Source organism: Pseudomonas sp. LBUM1661 (assembly GCF_059695925.1).
This window is the reverse complement of the sequence record NZ_CP166794.1, coordinates 4291164-4311074: the sequence shown is the minus strand read 5'-3', so window position 1 is coordinate 4311074 and position 19911 is coordinate 4291164. Positions and strand designations below refer to the sequence as shown.

At 61.3% G+C, this 19911-nt stretch carries 20 protein-coding genes; 11 read left to right on the top strand and 9 right to left on the bottom strand.

Annotated features, from left to right (window positions below; all coding sequences use genetic code 11):
* Window positions 1–116: 116 nt before the first annotated feature.
* On the bottom strand, window positions 117–1427 hold the full coding sequence (locus tag ACA057_RS19800; RefSeq protein WP_497341597.1) for an ATP-binding protein: 1311 nt from the start codon (window positions 1425–1427) through the stop codon (window positions 117–119).
* A complete protein-coding gene (locus tag ACA057_RS19795; RefSeq protein ID WP_497341595.1) occupies window positions 1424–2164 on the bottom strand; it encodes a response regulator in 741 nt (246 codons plus the stop codon). The genes ACA057_RS19800 and ACA057_RS19795 overlap by 4 nt, the downstream gene beginning before the upstream one ends.
* A gap of 306 nt (window positions 2165–2470) precedes the next feature.
* Between ACA057_RS19795 and ACA057_RS19790 the strand changes: the two genes are divergently transcribed.
* The 3 genes from ACA057_RS19790 to ACA057_RS19780 all read left to right on the top strand — a co-directional run bounded on the left by ACA057_RS19790 (window position 2471) and on the right by ACA057_RS19780 (window position 4303).
* The gene (locus ACA057_RS19790) at window positions 2471–2737 is read left to right on the top strand and encodes a DUF2790 domain-containing protein (RefSeq protein WP_059402844.1); all 267 of its coding nucleotides are present in this window, start codon (window positions 2471–2473) and stop codon (window positions 2735–2737) included.
* 48 nt (window positions 2738–2785) lie between these two features.
* Complete coding sequence (locus ACA057_RS19785; RefSeq protein ID WP_497341593.1) at window positions 2786–2998, top strand: hypothetical protein; 213 nt, start codon at window positions 2786–2788, stop codon at window positions 2996–2998.
* A gap of 81 nt (window positions 2999–3079) precedes the next feature.
* A complete protein-coding gene (locus ACA057_RS19780; RefSeq protein WP_497341591.1) occupies window positions 3080–4303 on the top strand; it encodes a cytochrome c biogenesis protein DipZ in 1224 nt (407 codons plus the stop codon).
* 72 nt (window positions 4304–4375) lie between these two features.
* Here the strand turns inward: ACA057_RS19780 and ACA057_RS19775 are convergent, their stop codons facing one another.
* Window positions 4376–5347, bottom strand: a complete 972-nt coding sequence (locus ACA057_RS19775; RefSeq protein ID WP_497341589.1) for an AraC family transcriptional regulator — start codon at window positions 5345–5347, stop codon at window positions 4376–4378.
* A 182-nt stretch (window positions 5348–5529) separates the two neighbouring features.
* Between ACA057_RS19775 and ACA057_RS19770 the strand changes: the two genes are divergently transcribed.
* Both ACA057_RS19770 and ACA057_RS19765 read left to right on the top strand, forming a co-directional pair.
* The gene (locus tag ACA057_RS19770) at window positions 5530–5799 is read left to right on the top strand and encodes a DUF4242 domain-containing protein (protein ID WP_497341587.1); all 270 of its coding nucleotides are present in this window, start codon (window positions 5530–5532) and stop codon (window positions 5797–5799) included.
* A 36-nt stretch (window positions 5800–5835) separates the two neighbouring features.
* Entirely contained in the window at window positions 5836–6648 is an 813-nt protein-coding gene (locus tag ACA057_RS19765; RefSeq protein WP_497341585.1) for a class I SAM-dependent methyltransferase, read from the top strand.
* 270 nt (window positions 6649–6918) lie between these two features.
* Here ACA057_RS19765 and ACA057_RS19760 read toward each other — a convergent pair whose 3' ends face one another.
* A complete protein-coding gene (locus ACA057_RS19760; protein ID WP_497341583.1) occupies window positions 6919–7845 on the bottom strand; it encodes a universal stress protein in 927 nt (308 codons plus the stop codon).
* A gap of 203 nt (window positions 7846–8048) precedes the next feature.
* Between ACA057_RS19760 and ACA057_RS19755 the strand changes: the two genes are divergently transcribed.
* On the top strand, window positions 8049–9122 hold the full coding sequence (locus ACA057_RS19755; protein WP_497341581.1) for an NAD(P)-dependent alcohol dehydrogenase: 1074 nt from the start codon (window positions 8049–8051) through the stop codon (window positions 9120–9122).
* 130 nt (window positions 9123–9252) lie between these two features.
* Here the strand turns inward: ACA057_RS19755 and ACA057_RS19750 are convergent, their stop codons facing one another.
* Window positions 9253–9723, bottom strand: coding sequence for a GNAT family N-acetyltransferase (locus ACA057_RS19750; RefSeq protein WP_497341579.1), 471 nt, complete (start codon window positions 9721–9723; stop codon window positions 9253–9255).
* Between the two features lie 128 nt (window positions 9724–9851).
* Between ACA057_RS19750 and ACA057_RS19745 the strand changes: the two genes are divergently transcribed.
* A complete protein-coding gene (locus tag ACA057_RS19745) occupies window positions 9852–10451 on the top strand; it encodes a SagB/ThcOx family dehydrogenase (RefSeq protein ID WP_497341578.1) in 600 nt (199 codons plus the stop codon).
* A gap of 12 nt (window positions 10452–10463) precedes the next feature.
* On the opposite strand, the gene ACA057_RS19740 is transcribed toward ACA057_RS19745, so the two are convergent.
* From ACA057_RS19740 to ACA057_RS19730, 3 genes are all read right to left on the bottom strand, one after another.
* Window positions 10464–10850, bottom strand: a complete 387-nt coding sequence (locus ACA057_RS19740) for a DUF488 domain-containing protein (protein WP_497341577.1) — start codon at window positions 10848–10850, stop codon at window positions 10464–10466.
* A 6-nt stretch (window positions 10851–10856) separates the two neighbouring features.
* The gene (gene pcsA, locus ACA057_RS19735; RefSeq protein ID WP_497341576.1) at window positions 10857–11579 is read right to left on the bottom strand and encodes a phosphatidylcholine synthase; all 723 of its coding nucleotides are present in this window, start codon (window positions 11577–11579) and stop codon (window positions 10857–10859) included.
* 977 nt (window positions 11580–12556) lie between these two features.
* Window positions 12557–12982 (bottom strand): GNAT family N-acetyltransferase, encoded by a 426-nt coding sequence (locus ACA057_RS19730; protein ID WP_497341575.1) that lies wholly within the window; start codon window positions 12980–12982, stop codon window positions 12557–12559.
* Between the two features lie 206 nt (window positions 12983–13188).
* Between ACA057_RS19730 and ACA057_RS19725 the strand changes: the two genes are divergently transcribed.
* Window positions 13189–13914 carry a tellurite resistance TerB family protein gene (locus ACA057_RS19725; protein ID WP_497341573.1) on the top strand — a complete coding sequence of 242 codons (726 nt, stop codon included), beginning with the start codon at window positions 13189–13191 and terminating at the stop codon, window positions 13912–13914.
* Window positions 13915–14063: 149 nt separating this feature from the next.
* Here ACA057_RS19725 and ACA057_RS19720 read toward each other — a convergent pair whose 3' ends face one another.
* The gene (locus tag ACA057_RS19720; RefSeq protein ID WP_497341571.1) at window positions 14064–14495 is read right to left on the bottom strand and encodes a cupin domain-containing protein; all 432 of its coding nucleotides are present in this window, start codon (window positions 14493–14495) and stop codon (window positions 14064–14066) included.
* A gap of 194 nt (window positions 14496–14689) precedes the next feature.
* Between ACA057_RS19720 and ACA057_RS19715 the strand changes: the two genes are divergently transcribed.
* From ACA057_RS19715 to ligD, 3 genes are read left to right on the top strand one after another with little or no spacing between them, the layout of a single operon-like run.
* Window positions 14690–16075 carry an iron-containing redox enzyme family protein gene (locus ACA057_RS19715; protein ID WP_497341569.1) on the top strand — a complete coding sequence of 462 codons (1386 nt, stop codon included), beginning with the start codon at window positions 14690–14692 and terminating at the stop codon, window positions 16073–16075.
* Between the two features lie 10 nt (window positions 16076–16085).
* Window positions 16086–17081: a methyltransferase gene (locus tag ACA057_RS19710; RefSeq protein WP_497341567.1), complete on the top strand. Its 996-nt coding sequence runs from the start codon at window positions 16086–16088 to the stop codon at window positions 17079–17081.
* Complete coding sequence (ligD, locus tag ACA057_RS19705; protein WP_497341565.1) at window positions 17078–19687, top strand: DNA ligase D; 2610 nt, start codon at window positions 17078–17080, stop codon at window positions 19685–19687. The genes ACA057_RS19710 and ligD overlap by 4 nt, the downstream gene beginning before the upstream one ends.
* Window positions 19688–19911: the final 224 nt, after the last annotated feature.

Here is a 19911-nt window from a genome sequence, read left to right as displayed (position 1 = left end):
CCATGTGGGAGCGAGCCTGCTCGCGATGGCGGTGGGTCAGGCGACAGCAATGCTGGAAGTGCCGACCTCATCGCGAGCAGGCTCGCTCCCACACTTGATCGCTGTTGTGCACCAAATCAATGTGCTTTTTGCGCCGGTAATTTGAGTTCTGCACACAACCCACCCCCTTCACGATTACTCAGCGTCAACGACCCCCCGATCGCCAACGCCAGTTGCTGTGCGATCGCCAACCCTAACCCGGTGCCGCCGGTGCTGCGGTTGCGTGAGTTTTCTACGCGGTAGAACGGTTCCATGACTTGGGCCAATTGTTCTTCGGCAATGCCCGGGCCGCGGTCCATGACTTTCACCGAGACGCTGCCATTGGCCTGCTTTTCGACCCACAGCTCTGCTGCCCCGGCGAATTTCAGGGCGTTGTCCGTCAGGTTCACCAGCACCCGGCGCAAGGCGTGGGGGCGGGTGTCGATGACGGTGGCGCTTTTGCCGCTCAGCTGAACTTCCTTGCCCATGTCCTGATAGTCAAACACCAGGCTGTCGAGAAACGAGTCCAGGTCGGTGCGGCGGCTTTCTTCGGTGGCGCCGTGGACGCTACGTGCATACGCGACGCCTTCACGCACCAGATGCTCCATCTCGCCCAGGTCGCTCCACAGTTTTTCTTTTTCCACGCAGTCGTCCATGAATTCGGCACGCAGTTTCATCCGCGTAATCGGCGTTTGCAGGTCATGGGAGATCGCCGCCAACAGCTGCATGCGTTCTTTCAGGTAGGCCGCGATGCGCACCTGCATGGCGTTGAAAGCCTTGGCCGCGTGGGCCACTTCGGTCGGGCCTTTTTCGTCCAGCAGCACCGGGTGGGTGTTGGGGTCGAGGGTGTCCACGGCTTCGGCGAGGCGGGTGAGGGGGCGGATGGCGATTCTCACGGCCAGCCAGGTGCAGAGAAGCATCAGTGCCAACTGCCCAAGCAACGCGATGGGTAACCACGGCGACAACGGCACCATCGACGGTCGCACGTCGATGGTCACCGGGCTGCCGTCAGCCAGTTTCAGGTGGACCTGAAAGTGTTTGATCGGCCCTGGGATGTCGGTAAAGGTCATCGGATAATCCTTGCCGATGGCCTCTTTGATCGATGTCATCGCGATGGGCGCATCGCTCATGGCAACACCCGGTGAGCCCTCATTCAACAGGTAGCGGTAATTGCGCCGTTCCAGTTGTTGCAGCCAACTCATGCGTTCTTCGGCCGGCAAGCGGTCGAGGATTGCGATGGAGGTCGAAACGTCGGTTTCCAGATTGCCTAGCATGGTGTTCTTGGTGCTTTCGTATCGCTCGTAATACTGCGCGCCGAAAGACAGTGCCTGCGCGAGAATCAAGCCGATCAGGAAGATCAGCGACAGCCGCGAGGCCAGGGTGCGCGGCCAGCGAATCGAGAGATTCATGAAGGTGCTCCGAGGACTTCCACCGGCAGGGAAAACACATAGCCTTCACTGCGCACGGTCTTGATGTACGCCGGTTCGCGAGCATCGTCGAGCAGGCGCTGACGCAAACGGCTCACCAGCAAATCGATGGAACGGTCGAACAGATCGGCGTCGCGGCCCTGGGTCAGGTTCAGCAGTTGATCGCGGTTGAGTACCCGCTGCGGGTGATCGAGGAACACCCGCAGCAAACGATATTCCGCGCCGCTCAAGGCGACCATGGTGCCGTCCTCATCCAGTAAGTGCCGGGCCGACGTATCCAGTTGCCAGCGTCCGAAGGCCAGCAGGCGACCCGTCTCGGTGACCACCAGGTTAGGCGGTAGCATCCGTGTGCGGCGCAGCACCGCGTTGATCCGCGCCAGCAATTCACGGGCCGCGAACGGCTTGACCAGGTAATCATCGGCGCCCATTTCCAGGCCGATGATGCGGTCGGTTTCATCGTTGCGGGCGGTGAGCATCATGATCGGCGTGGCCTTGTGTTTGCCCGCGCGCAACTCGCGGCAGAGCATCAGGCCATCGTCGCCCGGCATCATGATGTCGAGCACGATCAGGTCCACCGGCGTCGATTCAAGGAAGGCGCGCATTTGCCGGCCATCGGCGACCACGGTGGTGCGCAGACCGTTCTTCTTCAAGTAGTTGCCTACCAGCTCACGGATCTCGCGGTCATCGTCCACGATGAGAATGTGATCGACGTGTTCCATGGGGCCTTGCCTCTATAAAGGGGGAATGTCGCACAGTCTATCGAGCCTTGGCGCGTTCGCCCGCAGCCCTTTGTATTGCAGTGTATCTGGCTTGTCAGTGGATACACGCAGACGCAAAAACCCGATTTTTCGCTGGTTTTGTATCGCTCTGTATCCAGGCCCCACTTTGATACTTGCCGATTTACACGCGCCTGTTCCCGACACATACGGGATACCTCGCGGGCTTCTAATAGGTTCCATCGAGGCAAACCAAACCGCCTCGGCCCACTAAACGATTTGACCTATTGAAGCCTTGAGGAAACCACCATGAACACTAAAGCCATCTACGCCGCTTGCCTGTTTGCCGCACTGAACATCTGCACCTTGGCCGCCCGTGCCGAAGCCGCCGATGTCACCGCTAAAACCTACACCTACGGCACGCACCTGGATATCAAGAAAGTGGTGTCGCTGAAACAGGACGCTTCCTCTTCCTGCGGGGTGGTGGATGCCCAGCTGACCTACCTGGATTCCCAGAACAAAACCCAGGTCCTGGACTACCGCAAAGTGGCTGACAACTGCAACTCGGACAACTGAGTGCGTCGACCACCCGACGCCCACCCCATTTGAATCAGGAAGAACATCATGATCAACGTCACGCGCTTTTTGACCGCCATCGCCTTCTCTGTTGCCGGCGCCGCCGCTCACGCCAATGCCGCTGTTGAGCAAAACAGCTGTGGCAGCGCCACCTGCTTCCAACTGACGCCCGTGGCCGAGAAGGGCGCGGGTGCCTTCCTCGCCGAGGATGGTTACAGCCGCACGCCGCAGGGGCAGTTGCTGGATAACCCGACGGCCTGAAGCCCGAACACCGATCTGTAAACACCACGCTCCCACAGGGTATGCGGTGCAACGTCCCGCTCATATTTTCAAGGTGATCCCATGTTTCTCATCGCTTTCCTGGGCGGCATATTGACCGTCCTCAGCCCCTGCATCCTCCCGGTCGTGCCGTTTCTGTTCGCCGGTGTCGACCGTACCCGGTCCTCGATCCTGCTCACCCTCGGCGGCATGGTCCTGACCTTCGCGCTGATTTCCAGCCTGGCCGTGGTCAGCAGCGAGTGGGTCGTGCAAGCCAACAACACCGGTCGCCACGTGGCCCTGATCGTGATGGCACTGTTCGCGCTGTCGCTGATTTCTGCGCGGATCGGCGGCTGGCTGGCACGTCCCTTCGTGCTGCTGGGCAATCGCGTCGACCCCAACACCCGCAAAATGTCCGGCCCGTTGAGCTCGGTCATGGTTGGCGTGGCGACCGGTCTGCTCTGGGCGCCCTGCGCCGGACCGATCCTCGGCGTGATCCTCACCGGCGCCATGCTGCAAGGCGCGAACGCCCAGACCAGTCTGTTGCTGGTGGCGTACGGCCTGGGCAGTGCGCTGTCCCTGGGCACCTTGATCTTCTTCGGTCGCAGCCTGGTCAATCGCTTGAAAGGGTCGATCCCGGTCACCGGTTGGCTGCGTCGTGGTACCGGTGTTGCCGTGCTGGCCGCGGCGGCGGTGATTTCCACCGGCGCCGATAAAACATTGCTGGCCGGCACCTCGTCCGAAGGCGTCAGCAGCGTCGAGAAAAGCGTGTTGGAAACCGTACCGAAAGTGGTCGATTACTTCGTCAGCAAGGTCAGCGCGGACTCGATGGATAACGCCAAAGGCGCCATGCCGTCGCTGTCCGGTGCGGTCGAATGGATCAACTCGCCAGCGCTGACCAACGAGTCGCTGAAAGGCAAAGTGGTGCTGGTGGACTTCTGGACCTTCGACTGCATCAACTGCCAGCACACCTTGCCCTACGTGAAGGACTGGGCGAAGAAATACGAGAAGGACGGCCTGGTCGTGATCGGCGTGCACACCCCTGAATACGGCTTCGAACGCATCATCGCCAACGTCAAGGATCAGGTGAAAAAGCTCGGCATCACCTACCCGGTGGCCATCGACAACAACTACGCGATCTGGCGCAACTTCGACAACCAGTACTGGCCCGCTCACTACCTGATCGATGCCAAGGGCCAGGTGCGTTACACCCACTTTGGTGAAGGCAGCTACGAGACGCAGGAGAAAGTGATTCAGCAGTTGCTGGAAGAAGCCAAGGCCGACGCCAAAGCCCCCGCAGCCGCTTGACCTTGATGTTCGGTGTAGCAGCCGAACGCAGCCTCGCAGGCTCGTCAGCTGCTACATCGTCCGAGGCTGCGGTCACGCGTGGGGGCGAGACGTTACCTGGTTGCGTCGCCACGCCGCCGGTGGCGCTCCGTACTCACGACGAAAGGCGCGGCTGAACGCCGTGTCGGTCTGGTAACCCACCTCTTCGGCAATTCGCATCAATGAACTGTTACTGCTGCGTAACAGGTTCGCCGCCAGCAGCATCCGCCATTGCGTCAGGTACTGCATCGGCGAACTTCCCACCAGTTGCTGAAAACGCTCCGCCAGCACCGACCGTGAAGTGCCGGCTGTACGCGCCAGTTCATCCAGCGTCCAGGCGTGGCAGGGCTTTTTGTGCAACGCGTTCAGGGCGGCGCCGACAATTCGGTCACCCACGCCGGCCAGCCAACCGGTACGACCTTCGCCCTGTTCGTGCATGTACAGGCGCAACACCTCAATGAACAGCACCTCGGCCAACTTGGCCAGCACGCCTTCACCGCCAGGCCTTGGCGACCGGGCTTCAGCCAGCGCATAACGGACCGACGATTCCAGCCAGATACCGGCATTCGAGCCGCGCACATTGACCCTTACCACGGCCGGCAACCCGGTCAGCAACATGCCCGCCAGACGCGTCTCGCACGCCAGATAGCCGCACACCAGCCGCGTGACCGCGCCGCCTCCGCCGTAACTCAACTGCCGAGGACGCCGCGCCAGCACCACGTCCAGTCGCGCACCGGTGGCCGGAGGCAGTCCCGGTTTAGAGCTCATGCGGTGCGCGTCTCCCTGGGGAAATACCACCACATCGCCAGCCGTCAGTAGCAGCGGGGGATCATTGCCCAGTTCGACGTAACACTCGCCTTCGGTGATCAAGTGGAAAATCACCACCCGTTCGGCGCCGGGCTCCAGGAAGGGCGCTGCCGTGTCAGCGCTGGGCGACTGGTAGCACCAGGGCGCGGTGAATCGGGCGTTGATGAAAATCGCGCCGACCAGGCGCACGACACGCAGGGTCTGGGACAAGGCATCCATGGTGGCTTTCCCGTGTGGGCGGGTAGCTTTTGATTGTGAGCCTGTTGCCGCGCCACGCGAAATCTCCGGACGATCGGACAGCCTTGGCCGACGATCGGGCAGGACGCCGACGTTGCCTGGCGCGATAGTTGGCACACAGGGTCTGCCGGCCCTGTCATCAATAACAAGAATGAGAGGTTGCCATGCCGAAGTTCGTCATAGAACGCGAGATTCCGGGTGCTGGAACACTGTCAGAAAGGGATTTGAAAGCCGCTTCGCAAAAGTCCTGCAGGACCTTGCGCGATTTGCCGCAAGTGCAGTGGCAGCAGAGTTATGTCACCGGTGACAAGCTCTACTGCGTGTACATCGCGCCCAACGAAGAGTTGATCAAGGAGCACGCCAGGCTGAGCGGTTTCCCGGCCAACCGTATTTCCCAAGTCACGGCCATCATCGATCCGACCACGGCAGAATAGGCCGGGCTGTGTTCCAACCCCAACGGAGCGGAATTCATGAGTACTCCCATTGATCTTACTGCCTTGAAAAACCGTCAAATGGCCTCTTGGGCCAGCGGCGACTATGCCGTGATCGGCACTACTTTGCAGATCGTCGGCGAGCAACTGGCCGAGGCCTGCGACCTGCTGTGCGATGAACGCGTGCTCGACGTCGCGGCCGGCAACGGCAACGCGACGCTGGCGGCCGCACGCCGTGGTTGCCACGTTACTTCCACTGACTATGTGCCTGCGTTGCTTGAGCGCGGCGAAGACCGAGCCAGGGCAGAACGCCTGGAAGTGACGTTTCAGGTGGCCGACGCCGAAGCACTGCCGTTCGACGACGCCAGTTACGATGCCGTGCTGTCGACTTTCGGTGTGATGTTTACGCCGGACCAGGCCAAAGCCGCCACGGAACTGGCGCGGGTCTGTCGGCCTGGCGGCCGGATCGGCCTCGCCAACTGGACGCCCGAAGGCTTCGTCGGCCAGATGTTCAAGACCCTGGGCCGCCACCTGCCACCGCCACCGGGCGCCCAACCGCCTTCACTGTGGGGCACCGAGGCCTGGCTGCACGAGCACTTTGACGAGCGCAATTTCCTGGTTCAGGTGACGCGCAAGACCTTCAACTTCCGCTACCGCTCGGCCGCGCATTTCATCGATACGTTCCGTAACTGGTACGGCCCGCTGCACAAGGCTTTCGCGGCGCTGCCTCCCGAAGGCGGCAAGGCGCTGGAGCAAGACCTGACCGAGCTGATCAACCGGATGAACCGGGCGGGCGACAAATCGCTGGTGGTGCCGAGTGAATACTTGGAGGTGGTCATCACCCGGCGTTGACCTGACGCCGATCCCCTGTAGGAGCCGAGCTTGCTCGCGAAGACGGTGTATCAGTTGGCAGTGATGTTGCCTGACAGTCCGCCATCGCGAGCAGGCTCGCTCCCACATTTGATCTGTGTCGTAACCCAAATCCGTGTTCACTGGAGATCTACTGTGGGAGCGTGGCTTGCCCGCGATGGCGGACTGTCAGCCAGCCTCGATGTTGAATGTAAGGCCTTCATCGCGAGCAAGCTCGCTCCCACAGGTTTTGTGCTTTATTCACCCGTTCCGTCACTCATCCAGCCGCTCGGTGTACACCACCCAAACGCTGCACGGCATTTTGTACAGCAGGTGCTCGACCGTGCTGCCGATCAGCCGGCCCATGCCGCGATGGCCGATGCGGCCCATGACGATCACGTCGACATCGTAGGCATCGGCGTAGCGGGTCAGGACCTTGGCGGGGTTGCCCATGATCATGTGCCGCTGCTCCGGCGCGATGCCGTTGCGCTCGGCCAGTTCGTGGAACGCGTCTTCCTGGTAGTCGAACACGGTCTTGGCCTTGCCCGACGAGAAAAACGCCGAACCGTTGTCGAAGCCGAATTCGTCGGCGCTGATGGAGGAAAGGTCATAGGCGTAGACCACATCCAGTTCAGCGTTACAAGAACTCGCCAGTTTCGACGCTTCGTGCAGGATCCGGTCGTTGAAGCTTTTGTACTGGTCATCGCGATGGAACGGGTCGACCGCCGCGACCACTTTGCGCGGCAACGCGTGCACCGCGTGGCTGACAAAGTGCAACGGCACCGGGCACTCACGCAGCAAATGCACGTCGAGTGGGGTAAACATCAGCCGCGACAGCAGCGATTCGTGCTCCAGCGCCTTGATCAGCACGTCCATCGGCTGCTCTTTGAGGTGAATCAGGATTTCCTCCAGCGGGCGTTCGACCCAGGCCACCTCCGTGGTGACCGTGACGCCGATTTTGCGCAAGGGCCGGGCCTGTTCCTCCAGCCATTGGCGGTGGCGCTCGACGTAGCCCAGGCGTATCTGCTCCAGGGCTTTTTCATTGACCAGACTGGCCGTCGCCAGGCCTTCCAGATAATCGAAGGCGACGATGTGCAGCGCCGCGTCTTCGGCCTTGGCCAGCGCGGCGGCCCGGTCGAAAGCGGGGCTGTGTTCCATCAGGGGCGAGGCGACCAGCATGAAGCGCGATTGCTCAGACATGACAAACCTCCCGTGGGTTAACGAGCCGGTGGCGGGCCCTGTCTAACCAACAACAGAAACCGACGTTGCCGCCCGACGTGCAGTCATTCGACAGGCATTCAATCCCCTAAGTATTGACCATGATCAACCTCCCGTCCGTCAGTCCGGCGCAGGCTGGCGTTCGTGCTGAACTCAAGCGCACGCGCACACTCAGGAGAACCGCCATGGCAACCATGAAAGCCGCGATATTCGTTGAGAAAAACCGCATTGTGCTCGACGACAAACCGATCCCCGAGGTCGGCCCGCTGGACGCGTTGATCCGCATCACCACCACGACTATCTGCGGCACCGACGTGCATATCCTGCGCGGCGAATACCCCGTGGCCAAAGGCCTGACGATCGGACACGAACCGGTGGGCATCATTGAGCGGTTGGGCTCGCAGGTGCGCGGTTTTGTCGAAGGGCAACGGGTGATTGCCGGCGCCATCACCCCCAGCGGCCAAAGCTATGCGTGCCTGTGCGGATGTGGCTCTCAGGATGGCCCGGACACCCGCCATGGCTTCAAGGCCGCCGGCGGCTGGAAATTCGGCAACACCATCGACGGCTGCCAGGCCGAGTACGTACTGGTACCGGATGCGCTGGCCAATTTGTGCCCGATCCCCGATGGTCTGACCGATGAGCAGGTGCTGATGTGCCCGGACATCATGTCCACCGGGTTCTCCGGGGCGGAGCGCGGCGAGGTCAATATCGGCGATACCGTGGCGGTCTTCGCCCTCGGGCCGATTGGCCTGTGTGCGGTGGCCGGCGCGCGGCTCAAGGGCGCTACCACGATTATCGGCATCGATGCCGTGCCCGAGCGCATGAGCGTTGCGCGGCAGTTGGGGGCGACCCACGTGATCAACTTCAAGGACGGCGATGTGGTGGCGCAGATCATGGCGCTGACCGACGGTCGAGGGGTCGACGTGTCCATCGAAGCGCTGGGCACCCAAGGGACTTTCGAGTCCGCGTTGCGGGTGCTGCGTCCGGGCGGCCGCCTCTCAAGTCTTGGGGTTTACTCCAGCGACCTGCGCATTCCCCTCGACGCCTTTGCCGCCGGGCTCGGGGATTTCAGCATCGTCAGCACCCTGTGCCCCGGCGGCAAGGAGCGGATGCGCCGGCTGATGGCGGTGGTGGAGAGTGGCGGGGTAGACCTGTCGCCGCTGGTGACCCATCGGTTCAAGCTGGATGACATTGAAGCGGCGTATGAGTTGTTTGCGCATCAGCGGGACGGGGTGATGAAGGTGGCGATTACACCTTGATGTTTTTTGGTGCCTGCTAGACCGCTATCGCGAGCAGGCTCGCTCCCACATTGTTGACCGAGGTGTCCAGGCGAACACGGTCAAATGTGGGAGCGAGCCTGCTCGCGAAGAACGATGACTCGGTTTTCGCTCAGCCTCGGTCGGCCAGCATCGGTAGGTGCCGCTCCATAACGATCGTGCGTTCAGCGCCGTGGAATTCATCACGTACTTTGCGAAAACCCAGCTTGATGTAGAAACCTTCAGCGGTGATTGAGGAGGGAACGCGCAGTACGGCGATTTTCGCGTCAATAGCGATGGATTCAAGCGTGGCCATCAACTGCCTGCCGAGTCCGCCTCCTTGATGGATGGGGTCAACGAATACACTGCGCACAACATCGCCATCCAGGCTGGCGGTGGCGACTACCCGATGATCGACGGTCGCGACAAAGACCTGGCGTTGGTTCAACAAAGCGCACACGGCCTCAGGAGAAAAGCTTTTCTCCACCTGTGCGATGACTTCGGGCAAGTAGTCCTGAGCATTGGACTGGCGCAGCGACCGGATGATGACCTGGCTGATGGCTGCCGCATCCTCTGCGGTTGCGAGTCGAATCTGGCTGTTCATGTGGGACCTCATTCCTTGGTCTGTTGATCGTAAGGTGAGACGGCGTGGCAGGTCATGCAAAATAAACCTGTCCAGGTTTTCTGAATCGGCGTAAATGGCGTTCGGGTAATCAATCAGGATGGAATGCAATGGACGCTTTTAACGCGCAGGCGCTGCAGAACCTTATCTCCCGCAGACGCAGCGTCAGGAGTTACACCGACGAACCTCTTCCACTGGACGCCTTGCTCAACATTCTGTCGGCCGGACAACGCCGAACATCGGTAGACGGAAAGCGCTCGGTGCCTTCGGCGCATGCGTTGTATCCATTGACGCTGGGTGTCGTCGTTCGTCGGGTCCACGGTTTGGCGCCGGGCTTGTACACGTTCGACCCGGAAGCGGTTCAGCTGGAGTTATCAGGCCCGGCGGTGAAGGCGGGGGTCTTGAACTCAGCTGCCTTGGGGGATGAAACGTGGTTGGAGAGCGCCTCTGCCGTAGTGGTCATTCTCGGCAACCGGGACTTGGCCTTCGAGCATTTTGCCGATCAACAAGCGGATGGCTTGCGCGGTGCGCGTTACGTCGATTTTGAAGCAGGCGCGGTCGTGCAAAACATGTATCTGGCAGTGACCGCCGAAGCACTGGGGGCCGTGGTCGTGATGGGATTTGACGATGCACTCATGCAAAGCGCTTTGGAACTGGATGACGCCAGCTATCCGATAGCGCTTTTTTGCATTGGAAAACCGCAGTTGTAAGGCTTGAAACGATCACACAATCCAGGCGCCACGTGCCGCCAGCAGCTCTCGCAACACGGAGCGATGGCAGTGCGCCTCATCCTCGCAGTAACAGCCTACGGCCAGCGAGGTTTGATGGGACAGGGCGGCCAGCAGATCCAGTAAGTGGTTGGGCGCGGGATGGTTCATCTCAGCCTTGAACTTGCGTCGAAAGGCCTCCCAGGCTTTCTCATCCTCCGCCGCTTGGGCTTCGGCAACCAATTCGGCACTGGGGGAAAGCAGCGGTTGCCAGACGTCATAAAAATCCCGACTGGCGAACTCGGCTTTCGGCACGCCCCGGGGTGGGCGGCGCACCGTGCCTATCCGCAGGCCTTCGTCAGGCTGGCGGGGTGAACCGAGTCGCACGATATGGATAGGCATGTCGGGTTACTTGTGCCGAGACCCGTCGAACCATTCCATCGCCGTGCGCCAGATGCAGATCCCCAGGAAATACGCCGACATCAGCAGCCAAAGCCCCATGACCAGCGGGTTGATGACCGGATGGTTGATCACCAGCGACAAGCTGCACAGCAGCCAGATGGCGGTCACGGCAATGTTGATCGGCATGAACTTGCGCACGCGGAACGGGTGCAGGAATTTCATCCGGGTCACGGTCAACAGCGCCAGGCCGATGACGGTGAGCAGGGTGATCCAGGGCGACGGGGCGATGATGTAAAGGCACAGGGCTACTACGTTCCAGGCGGCGGGGAAGCCCTGAAAGTAGTTGTCCTTGCTCTTCATGTTGACGTTGCAGAAGCAAAACAGCGACGAGACCAGGATCAGCGACACGGTCAGCAGCAGCGTGTAGTCCGGCAACGGGACGTAGCGATAGATGAACAGCGCCGGGATAAACACGTACGTCAGGTAGTCGATCACCAGGTCGAGGATCGAACCGTCGAAACTCGGCAGCACCGACTGGACATTGACCTTGCGCGCCAGCGCGCCGTCCAGCCCGTCGACGATCAGCGCGACGCCCAGCCACAGCAGGCAGTTGGTCGGTTGGTTTTCCAGCAGGGCGAGGGTGGCGAGGAAGGCGGTGACCACGCCGGTCGCGGTAAAACCATGGGCGCCCCATGCTTTGAGCCTGGCGATGTGTAGAGTCGATATCACGGGGGCGTTCTCCAAAAAGTGAAGCAAGCCAGTTATCACCCCTTCAATGAGGGGTGTCGGCAAACCAAGTCAGGTTGCATGTATCGACCGGGTATCCGGGGATAAGGTTCACCGTCTGTAAATCTTAGCTGCGTGGGGGAAAAATACTTTGGATAAATTGGTGATGGTTGTGGAGTTGAGAAAAGGCTGGGACTGAGTACATATCCGTTTCTGCGGTAACGGCTGATTATGGTTTCGCTCTTACAGCGACTCCCTTTTGCAAACGCCCAAAAGGAAGCAAAACGCTTCGCCCCTCCATTCGGTGCCTCGCCTAGGCTCGGCATGCCCTCACTCCGGCATTGCTCCGGGGGCCCGCCGCCATCGGCCATCCATGGCCGGGGGCGGCTACCGCGGCATCCTTGCCGCGGTACCCCCTACGCAACGCCTGCGTTCGGCCTCTGGGAAAGGGGCGGTAGATCTGAAGCCAAAGCAAAGCAACGGCAAGATCAACAGCATCGCGAGCAAGCCCGCCTGGACATGATCGTTCCCACGCTCCGCGTGGGAATGCCGGCGGGGACGCTCCGCGTCCCGTTGTCGACGCAAGACCCGCGTCCTGCGCACGGGTGACGCGGAGCGTCACGGGATGCATTCCCACGCGGAGCGTGGGAACGATCAGGTCACGGGGAGTGCGTGCGCAGGAATCAGGCCGGCCTGCAGGCCGCCGTGCTTTTGATTTTGACGCACCGCCCCATCGTAAGGCCGAGTGGAGGTTCTGCGCAGTGGGTAACCCGGCAGGGATGCCGGGTTAGCCGCCCCCGGCCATGGATGGCCGATGGCGGCGGGCCCACGGAGCAGGACCGGAGCGAGGGCATGCCGAGCCTAGGCGAGGCACCGAACGAAAGGGGCAAAAGCGCTTGGTTACTTGGCGCTTTTCCAAGTAACCCGCCGTAAGGGCGGAACCAATAGCCGCCATCACCCAAATAATGGATATACACCCCTCACAGCAGCTTGCTCATAAACACCCGACTCGTACCCTCCGGATCACAGGGCACTTCGCCAAACCGTTGCCACCCACGCTTCTCATAAAACTCAGGCGCCTGAAAACTGAGGGTATAAAGCACCGCCGAACGGCACCCGCGACGACGTCCTTCATCCTCATACGCACTGAGCAGGCGCGACCCCAGTCCCGAGCCACGCAGGGATTCCGGTAAATAAAACAGATCAAGAAAGAGCATCCCCAGCGACGTTCGCCCAGTCACACCGCCGAGCACCTGATGGTTGACCGGATCACGCACCGTTACCGCCAATGCCTGCCGGTCATTGACACCCGACATCTGCTGATTAAAAGCACTTAATCCTGCGCTGAGTAGGTGCTCGACCTCTGGTTCGATGACATCGCTGACGACAATCTGATGTCGGTCCATGTATTTATTAATCCTGTGGGCAACGAAGGCAGAACACTCGCAGCCGACGGTAATCGAGGTCAAGTGCCACCGACCGCCAGCGCTGTCTCACTAACGTGACAGCCCCGGACAATAAGGCTTCCACGTCAGCCAAACGGTCGTGGCGCAAACGCCTGCGAGGACTATTGTTGCCTGACCGGATCACTCCCATCGATGAGGACGTCGTCATGAACACCAGCGATCTGCTCGAACAACTATTGCGAGCCGGCCAGGGCTCGATGTCGCAACAGGGCGGCGCTGGCGCGTCGGGTCAAGGCGGGCTCGGTGGCCTGGGTGGATTGCTTGGTGGGCTGTTGGGCGGCGGTGCCGGGGCGAGTGCCGGAGGCGGTGGCCGGGGCGGTTTGCTCGGCGGGCTGCTGGGTGGCGGCGCTCCCATGGGCGGTTCGACCCGGGCCAGCTCAGGTGGCGGCGCCAACTACGCAGCGCTGGCTTCACTCGGGATGATGGCGTTCCAGGCGTATCAGGCCTGGCAGCGTAGTCAGGCCTCGGCGCCGCAAGAGGCACCGCGCACCGTCGACCTGCTGTCCGGCCCGGAAGTCGAGGACCACAGCCACGCGATCCTTCGTGCATTGATCGCGGCGGCCAAGGCCGATGGCCGGATCGATGACGCAGAAAAACAGATGATCAGCACTGAAATCGGCCGCCACACTGACGACCCGCAATTGCAGCAATGGCTGGACGACGAAGTGGCCCGGCCACTGGATGCCGCCGATGTGGCGCAGTCGGCAACGGATTCCGGCATGGCGGCGGAAATGTACCTGGCCAGTGTGATGCTGGTGGATGATCAGCAGGATGCCGAGCGCACTTATCTGGATGAACTGGCTGCGGCGCTGAGTATTGATCCGGATTTGCAGGTGCATCTGGAACAGCAGGCCAAGGGCGGCGTTGCCTGAGGTGCAACAATAAATACCGGGTTGGCTGTCAGGCCGCCTTCGCGAGCAAGCCCGCTCCCACATTTGATCGGTTTGTCCAGACGTACGCGGTCAAATGTGGGAGCGGGCTTGCTCGCGAAGAACGTAACGCGGTCAATCCGTAGAAACCCCTACACCAGAAACGTAACGCCATAGCGCTCGGCCACTTCAACGATCCGCGATAGATCCTCGGGCACTTTAAGTTGATCCATCGCCGCAAAAAACTGCCCTCCACGCGGATCAGAGACCACGCCAATCATTTTCGCCGTGGCGCTGATGTTCTTGTAGGCATGAATCGCCCCGCCAGGAATATGCACATACCCCCCGGTCGACACAGTGGTGGATGTGCCTTCCACCGTCACTTCCACCTGACCATCAATGACATAGAACGCCTCGTCCCAAGGGTGAAAATGCGGAGGCGGGCCGCCACCTTGCACACCTTCCTGGATATGCATTTCAAAGGGCTTGCTCAGATCCCCACCCGCGAGAATCGTGATGGCTTCACCGACGACATTGACTGGACCGGGGGTTTGTTCGGGCTCGATGACGTGAACCGTGCGCATGATTGCTCTCCGAAGGATGAGTCCACACCCGCTGAGTATATTCACTTGCGTGCAAGCCAAGTGCCGTCGCACAAGCCCGTCTGTCCGGGCGTTTTCAACGTCGATGGAATTTTTCTCCGGGCGAGTCGCTCTGCTGCTGTAGAGACGTGCTGATTGAGCGTCCTGCCACTGGCCACCGATCGAGAGACGCATCCATGACTGCCCTGACACGACTTGAATCCAAGCCTGCCCATGAACACTCGATTCCCGGTGCGGGCAGCCTGAAGCAGACCTACGAGCAGCTGTTGCTGAGCGACGATGCCGAGCATCAGCGCACGCTCGCCCGGACCTTCCTGGAGGCTCAACTTGAGCACGCCACGGACCTGCCCGAGGAAATGCCACGGGACTTATCGGCGCTGCACACCTTTGTCGAACACCACTGCGCCGAGGTCGCTCGCCAATACGCCGACTACCTGCAACAACGCAAGGACGGCGGGCCCCGGCAGTTCTTCAGCAACAAGGCGCGTGCGCTGTTTTTCCTGCAAGCCGTTGCCCCGACCAAACTGGTGGACGGCGCCTGGCTGTATGGCTTGCTGCGGCACTGGCGCGATCCGCGTTTCGACGGGCTGATTTGCACGTATCTGGAAGAGTTGGGCGACGGCAATCCGGCGCAGAATCATGTGGTCATCTACCGCAAATTGCTGGCCGAACATGGCTTGCAGGACGGCGCCGTGATCGCCGATGAACGCTACCTGCAAGGCGCGGTGCAACTGGCGCTGGGTTATTGCAGCGACGAGTTTTTGCCGGAGGTGATCGGCTATAACCTCGGCTATGAACAACTGCCGCTGCACCTGTTGATCAGTGCCTATGAACTCCGCGAGCTGGGCATTGATCCCTACTATTTCACCCTGCACGTGACCATCGACAACGCCAGTACCGGCCATGCGCACAAAGCCGTGCAAGCGGTGCAGCAATTGATGCCGCTGGAAGGCGATCGCGAGGAATTCTTGCGCCGGGTCGCGCTGGGTTATCGGCTCAACGACCTGGGGCAGGGCAGCCGCGCGATCATCGAGTCGTTCGACCTGGACGACGAAGTGCTGAAGATGCTCGAACGTAAGCGCCCGTTCGGCCAGCACATGCATTCCGATTACTGCCGCTTCGAAGGCCAGACCGTCAATCAATGGTTGTCGACGCCGGAACAGTTGCCCGGCTTCCTTGTGGCCCTGGAAAACAAGGGCTGGATCAAGCGTCACCAGGACCCGCAAGCCAGCCGCTTCTGGCAATTGATCGAAGGCGACGGCGCGGCCATGTTCGGGGTGTTCAGCCCCTATGAAAAACAGTTGCTGCATGACTGGATCGGCGGAAACTGGAAGCCTGAGCGTTCGCCGGCAGCGGCTCGACGCAGTATCAGCACTGCAACGCAACCCACACTGCCCGCCAATGACCCGGATATCGTGAGCCTGCAAGCCGCGCTGGACGGTCTTGCCGCCCACGAGCAGATGCAAGTGCTGATCCCGTGGCTGTCCGCCCAGCGGCATTCCCATCCTGCCGGCCTGATGGCCACGCGACGGTTTATCGAACTCAAGTCCAGCCTTCGATAGGGAGCACGTCATGAACCAGGAAGCACAACTGGGCGCTGCCGATCTGGCCTTATTGCAACTCGGGCGGCGCTTGCAGGCCGACGGCTACCGTTTTATCACCCCGACACCGCTGACTCACCAGCGGGTCAATGACCGCAACTTCGGGCAAAGCGCGCGGACCTTGCGCGAGGTGTTCGGCTGGTCACGGCCGTTCGAACCCGGCCTGTTATCAGTGGATGAACAGCGCCAGTTGCAACAGGCCGGCGTGTTAGAAGAAAGCAACGGACACCTGAAAAGCCGCGTGCGCTGGTCAAGCCTGGACGATCTGCTGTTCGTCCATTCGGGATACCCCACCGATGCGGCCGACGCGGTGTTCTTCGGCCCGGACACCTACCGTTTTGCCCAGCTGATCCACAGCCATCTGCAACAAAACTTCGCGCCGATCAGGCGCGCCGTGGACATCGGTTGCGGCGCGGGCGTCGGGGCCATTGTCATCGCCCGCGCGCGCCGTGAGGCCGAGGTCCTGGCCGTCGACATCAACCCGGCGGCGCTGCGCCTGACAGCCGTCAACGCCGCACTGGCCGAGGTCGCCAACATCAGCATCGAGGCCAGCGACGTGCTGCAAGACGTCGACGGCAACTTCGACCTGATCGTCGCCAATCCGCCTTACATGGCCGACCCGGCCGAGCGTGCTTACCGCCACGGCGGTGGGGCGCACGGCGAGCAACTGTCGTTGCGCATCGTCGAGCAAGCCCTGTATCGGCTGGCGCCCGGTGGCTCGCTGGTGCTGTACACCGGCGTGGCGATGATCGATGGCTTCGATCCGTTTCTCGCGGCGCTGACGCCGCGCCTGGAGTCGGCGATGTTCGGCTGGACTTACCGCGAACTCGATCCCGACGTGTTCGGCGAAGAGCTGTTGACCCCCGGCTATCAGCGGGTGGAACGGATCGCCGTGGTCGCGCTGGTCGTCACGCGCATCGGCCCGGGCATCGGCGGAATCGTTTCGTCGTCAGCGGGTGCGCCATGAGCAAGAACCTTGACGATTACAACCGCATGCGCGACTTCTCGGCGACCTCTGAGCCGGCCGCCACTAAACGCGCGGGCAGGAAAACCGCGAAAGACCATGCCTTGCAATTCTGTATTCAGAAGCATGACGCCTCGCGCTTGCACTACGACTTTCGCCTGGAACTCGATGGCGCGCTGAAAAGCTGGGCGGTACCCAAAGGTCCGTCGCTCGACCCCAAGGTCAAGCGCCTGGCGGTGCACGTCGAAGACCATCCGCTGGACTACGCGACCTTCGAGGGCAGCATTCCCGAAGGGCATTACGGCGCCGGCGATGTGATTGTCTGGGACCGTGGCGTGTGGATTCCCCAGGAGGATCCGGCCAAGGCCTACGCCAAGGGCAAGCTGAAATTCGAGCTGCAAGGCGAGAAGCTCGGCGGCCTGTGGAACCTGGTGCGCACGCACATGCCGGGCAAGCAGGAGCAATGGTTTCTGATCAAGCATCAGGACGGCGCGGCCAAACCCGAAAGTGATTACGACGTGGTCGCCGCCGAGCCCGACAGCGTGCTCAGCGATCGGACTATCGTCGCCAAAGCGCCAAAAGCCGCCAAGACTGCAAAACCCAAACCGATCAAAAAGCCGGCAGCCCCGGAGCGCAAAGCCGCGCGTAAAGAACCACCGGCGCAGCTGACCGGCGCCCACAAGGCCAAACTCCCGGACCAACTCAAACCGGAGCTGGCGACGCTGGTCGAAAAGGCCCCGGAAGGCGAGTGGAGCTACGAGATCAAGTTCGACGGCTACCGCATCATGGCGCGCATCGATCACGGCGAGGTCAAACTCTTCACCCGCAACGGCCACGACTGGACGCACAAACTGCCCAGCCAGGCCGAGGCGCTGGCGGCACTCAACCTTGAATCGGCGTGGCTCGACGGGGAAATGGTGGTCGCCGACGAGCACGGTGTGCCGGACTTCCAGGCCTTGCAAAATGCCTTCGATTCGGGCCGCAGCGGCAACATCGTTTACTACCTGTTCGACTTGCCTTACCTCAATGGCGTCGACTTGCGCGAAGTGCCCGTCGAAGAGCGCAGGGTCGCGTTGGCGACATTGCTCAAACTCAATGAAGACCCGCTGCTGCGCTTCTCCGACGCCTTCGGCGAGGACCCGGAGGCCTTGCTCAATAGCGCCTGCCAGATGCAGATGGAAGGGTTGATCGGCAAACGCCTGGGTTCGCCTTACGTGTCCCGGCGCAGCAGCGACTGGATCAAACTCAAGTGCAAGCATCGGCAGGAATTCGTTGTCGTCGGTTACACCGACCCGAAAGGTTCGCGCAATGCCTTCGGTGCCTTGCTGTTGGGGCTGCATGACCGTGACAGCGGTGAGTTGCGCTACGCCGGCAAGGTCGGCACCGGTTTCAACGAGGCCACGCTCAAGCGCATCTACGAACAATTGAAACCGTTGAAGGCGAAAAAACCGTCGGTGGTCAACCCGCCGAGCGGCTTCGACGCCAAGGGTGTGCACTGGCTCAAACCCAGCCTGCTGGCGGAAGTGGCCTTTGCCGAAATGACCAAGGACGGGTCGGTGCGTCATGCGGTGTTCCATGGCCTGCGTGACGACAAACCTGCCGAAGAGATTACCGAGGAGCGTCCGAAAGCCGTGAAGACCTCAGCCGCGAAAAAAACCACTGCCGAAAAACCGGCCGCCGCTGCCAAAAAGAAGGCTGCACCCGCGCCCTCGCAAATCGGCCTGGGCGATGGCAAGGTGCGCATTACCCATCCTGATCGGGTCATCGATGCCACCAGCGGCACGACCAAAGTGCAATTGGCGGAATATTACGCCAGCGTCGCCCAATGGATTTTGCCGGAGCTCAAGGATCGTCCGGTGGCGCTGGTTCGCGCACCGGACGGCATCGCTGGCGAATTGTTCTTCCAGAAAAACGCCGAGCGCCTGGCCATTCCGGGGATCACCACGCTCGACAAGGCGCTGACCGGGCAACCGGTGATGATCATCAACAACGCCGAGGCGTTGATCGGCGCGGTGCAGATGAGCACCGTCGAACTGCACACCTGGAACGCGACTTCGGACAACCTCGACAAGCCTGACCGCTTCGTTCTCGACCTCGACCCGGACCCGGCGCTGCCGTGGAAAAGCATGGTCGAGGCGACCCAGTTGACCCTCTCGGTGCTCGATGAGTTGGGGCTCAAGGCATTCCTCAAGACCAGCGGCGGCAAGGGCATTCACCTGGTGGTGCCGCTGACCCGCAAGCTCGGTTGGGACGAGGTCAAGGACTTCAGCCACGCGATTGTCAGCCACATGGCCAAGTTACTGCCGGAGCGGTTTTCCGCGGTGTCCGGCCCGAAAAACCGGGTCGGGCGGATCTTCATCGATTACCTGCGCAACGGCCTGGGTGCCACCACCATCTGCGCCTACGCCGTGCGCACCCGCGAAGGATTACCGGTGTCGGTGCCGATCTTTCGGGAGGAGGTGGCCGAGCTCAAGGGCGGCAATCAATGGAACGTACACAACGTGCATGAACGTCTGGCCGAAGTCGGCGACGAGCCTTGGGCGGACCTGAAAAAAACCCGCCAGACCATCACCGCCGACATGCGACGGCGGGTCGGGATGAAGAAATAGAGATTGGTCGAAGGGGTCGTCTGACTGACCGGCAGGTGCCCGGAATTTATGTGCCCCACCAATCCCTGTGGGAGCGGGATTGCCCGCGAAAGCGGTGTGTCAGTCAGCATTGATGTTGAATGTGATATCGCCTTCGCGGGCAAGCCCGCTCCCACAGGATCCTCGGTGTTTTCGACAACGTGCGCGCCGGTGCCCCTGTTTTTGAGAGGCACCGATGTCGTCGG

Excerpts from the sequence above, each read along its gene's own strand:
- ACA057_RS19715 (WP_497341569.1), top strand. The coding sequence starts at position 14,690 with ATGACTGCCCTGACACGACTTGAATCCAAGCCTGCCCATGAACACTCG.
- ACA057_RS19740 (WP_497341577.1), bottom strand. The coding sequence starts at position 10,850 with ATGCCTATCCATATCGTGCGACTCGGTTCACCCCGCCAGCCTGACGAA.
- ACA057_RS19745 (WP_497341578.1), top strand. The coding sequence starts at position 9,852 with ATGGACGCTTTTAACGCGCAGGCGCTGCAGAACCTTATCTCCCGCAGA.
- ACA057_RS19790 (WP_059402844.1), top strand. The coding sequence starts at position 2,471 with ATGAACACTAAAGCCATCTACGCCGCTTGCCTGTTTGCCGCACTGAAC.
- ACA057_RS19785 (WP_497341593.1), top strand. The coding sequence starts at position 2,786 with ATGATCAACGTCACGCGCTTTTTGACCGCCATCGCCTTCTCTGTTGCC.
- ligD (WP_497341565.1), top strand. The coding sequence starts at position 17,078 with ATGAGCAAGAACCTTGACGATTACAACCGCATGCGCGACTTCTCGGCG.
- ACA057_RS19770 (WP_497341587.1), top strand. The coding sequence starts at position 5,530 with ATGCCGAAGTTCGTCATAGAACGCGAGATTCCGGGTGCTGGAACACTG.
- ACA057_RS19780 (WP_497341591.1), top strand. The coding sequence starts at position 3,080 with ATGTTTCTCATCGCTTTCCTGGGCGGCATATTGACCGTCCTCAGCCCC.
- ACA057_RS19775 (WP_497341589.1), bottom strand. The coding sequence starts at position 5,347 with ATGGATGCCTTGTCCCAGACCCTGCGTGTCGTGCGCCTGGTCGGCGCG.
- ACA057_RS19710 (WP_497341567.1), top strand. The coding sequence starts at position 16,086 with ATGAACCAGGAAGCACAACTGGGCGCTGCCGATCTGGCCTTATTGCAA.
- ACA057_RS19800 (WP_497341597.1), bottom strand. The coding sequence starts at position 1,427 with ATGAATCTCTCGATTCGCTGGCCGCGCACCCTGGCCTCGCGGCTGTCG.
- ACA057_RS19755 (WP_497341581.1), top strand. The coding sequence starts at position 8,049 with ATGGCAACCATGAAAGCCGCGATATTCGTTGAGAAAAACCGCATTGTG.
- ACA057_RS19730 (WP_497341575.1), bottom strand. The coding sequence starts at position 12,982 with ATGGACCGACATCAGATTGTCGTCAGCGATGTCATCGAACCAGAGGTC.
- ACA057_RS19765 (WP_497341585.1), top strand. The coding sequence starts at position 5,836 with ATGAGTACTCCCATTGATCTTACTGCCTTGAAAAACCGTCAAATGGCC.
- ACA057_RS19795 (WP_497341595.1), bottom strand. The coding sequence starts at position 2,164 with ATGGAACACGTCGATCACATTCTCATCGTGGACGATGACCGCGAGATC.
- ACA057_RS19725 (WP_497341573.1), top strand. The coding sequence starts at position 13,189 with ATGAACACCAGCGATCTGCTCGAACAACTATTGCGAGCCGGCCAGGGC.
- ACA057_RS19750 (WP_497341579.1), bottom strand. The coding sequence starts at position 9,723 with ATGAACAGCCAGATTCGACTCGCAACCGCAGAGGATGCGGCAGCCATC.
- ACA057_RS19720 (WP_497341571.1), bottom strand. The coding sequence starts at position 14,495 with ATGCGCACGGTTCACGTCATCGAGCCCGAACAAACCCCCGGTCCAGTC.
- ACA057_RS19760 (WP_497341583.1), bottom strand. The coding sequence starts at position 7,845 with ATGTCTGAGCAATCGCGCTTCATGCTGGTCGCCTCGCCCCTGATGGAA.